Annotated in this window: 3 protein-coding genes; 1 reads left to right on the plus strand and 2 read right to left on the minus strand. The window is 66.2% G+C overall.

Going from position 1 to position 1,807, the window contains the following annotated elements; genetic code table 11:
- Positions 1 to 258: 258 nt before the first annotated feature.
- Positions 259 to 849, plus strand: coding sequence for an immunity 21 family protein (locus NBY69_RS37090; protein WP_250306682.1), 591 nt, complete (start codon positions 259 to 261; stop codon positions 847 to 849).
- 69 nt (positions 850 to 918) lie between these two features.
- Here NBY69_RS37090 and NBY69_RS37095 read toward each other — a convergent pair whose 3' ends face one another.
- Both NBY69_RS37095 and NBY69_RS37100 read right to left on the minus strand, forming a co-directional pair.
- Positions 919 to 1,461 (minus strand): DUF6882 domain-containing protein, encoded by a 543-nt coding sequence (locus tag NBY69_RS37095; RefSeq protein WP_250306683.1) that lies wholly within the window; start codon positions 1,459 to 1,461, stop codon positions 919 to 921.
- A 13-nt stretch (positions 1,462 to 1,474) separates the two neighbouring features.
- Positions 1,475 to 1,807, minus strand: a 333-nt coding sequence (locus tag NBY69_RS37100; RefSeq protein WP_250306684.1) for a hypothetical protein, incomplete at its 5' end; no start/stop codon positions are given.

Below are 1,807 nucleotides of genomic sequence, written 5' to 3' on the forward strand. Positions count from 1 at the left end.
CCTAGCACAGGTGATCGGTGCGGTGCGGGGTTCTCCGGAAGATCCTCGATCACTGGTGGGGGCTGGCTACCGTCCGCCGCATGCCGGTGGAATTTCTGACTGATGAACAGGCCGTTATCTGTACCTGGCCTGGAAAAGAGCCAAGCTGAGCAGGTCATCTACTTCGCTGACAGTGTCAGCGATGCGGCTCCGGGGAAAGGGGCCAATCCCTGGTCAACCTGGTGGAGCATTGTCAGTGGCAGAGGGCAGACTCGCAACATGAGCACACCCTCATCCACCCAAGCCGGTTCAGCCCAGCGTTCCCACCCCTGGGTGGAGTCGATGGGCGGCCCGCTGATAGTCGTCCCTGTTTCCGCACTGGCCAGATGGGGCGGCTGCACGGAAACGGGGATGGTCATCAGCGACGCGGACACCCCGGACGACTACGACCGCGCTTGCGAGGTGGACGGTCTGGCCGGGGTGATTGCCGTGGGCGAGGACGGTGCGCGGGCACTGATCTTGGCAGACGAGCCCGCTAGCACCTGCTACCTCCCGCGGCACCATGCCTTCCTCCGCTGGCTCGCTGCTGACTCCGAGGCCGATCTGCTCGCTGTGGCCGAGGCCGTCCTCGCCGACCCCGCTGTCGAGTGGGAGGAGTGCGGCACCTGGGAGACGGACGGGCCGGCGGTGCTCATGGACTCCGTCACCGCAGGGACCGAACTGAACGTCGAGTACCCCAATGGCGGTGGGCTGCCCGACCAAGGACCCGTCCCGCTGCCCGGCGGTCGCTGGACGGTTCGCGCCGTTCACGCTGAGGTCGACGAGCGGACCTGGGTTGGCCTGATCCAACTCCTGCGCGCCGACGCCTGAGACCGATAGCCGCAGCGATGGCTGCACTCCCACTGGGTGCCGGGTGGGCGCGGCTCTCCGGTCGGGGCGTCAGCCGATATCAATCTTGAAGGTTGATGTCGTGCCGTCCTCGGCGGTCAGAGTCACGGCTCCGAAGGTGATGATCGGGATCGATGTACTGCCGGTGCCTCGGTAGAAGCCTGTGGCCTTAGTGATCCTGAGGGCGAGTGCAGCGAGCGTGGCGGCCTTGCCCTCGTCGGCGTCGACCTTCGGTTGGGTAAGCGCGAGGTGGCCGTGGTCCTTCGCCCAGTCGCGGACGGTGCGAGCGTCTCGGCTCATCTCGGGGAGGATGCTCTCATTGGCCCATGCCCAGAGCCAGGAGGCCGCTGAGGGGTTGTAGCTGCCGATGATCTGCGCCGGCGCGGTGGCGGTCTTGTCGGGGAAGGTCCAGGTGATGATTCCGGTGCGCTGGTCGAGTCCCCATCGGTCCGCTGAGCCGAGTCCCCAGGACATGTGTGCTTGTGCCAGCTGCTCGATCATGTCTTCGCCCTGCAGGAGCAGGGTGCTCAGTTCAGTTTGATCGGATTCTGCCGCAACACCGTCTGGCCTGCTGTTTCGCTTGAACAATCCCATGCGGCGAAGTCTCTCAGGGAGCTCCTGGGAGGTGCTCATTGGCCAGGGGTTCCCGCTGCTCCACCGCGGTTCCGGACCGGGTTGCGGTGACATCCCCTGTCCACCAGTCCGGTTTGTCGGTGGGCGTCCAGGCCATGGTGACCGGCCGTTGGAAGGTGTCCTCGATCCAGCGGTGCATAGCCTCCTGAGCGGACTCGGGGGAACCGCCGGGCGATTCGTTGGGAAGCGCGCCGTCCAGAACACCGCCGGGCTCGGCGAGGTAGACCGCGAAGCGCCACTTGAGTGGGGTCCTGAACAGGACGACCGCGGCGGGTCGGCCCAGTCGGCTGCACCAGTCCTGCCTGGG

It is taken from the genome of Streptomyces sp. A 4/2 (genome assembly GCF_940670765.1).
Taxonomy (GTDB): Bacteria; Actinomycetota; Actinomycetes; order Streptomycetales; family Streptomycetaceae; genus Streptomyces.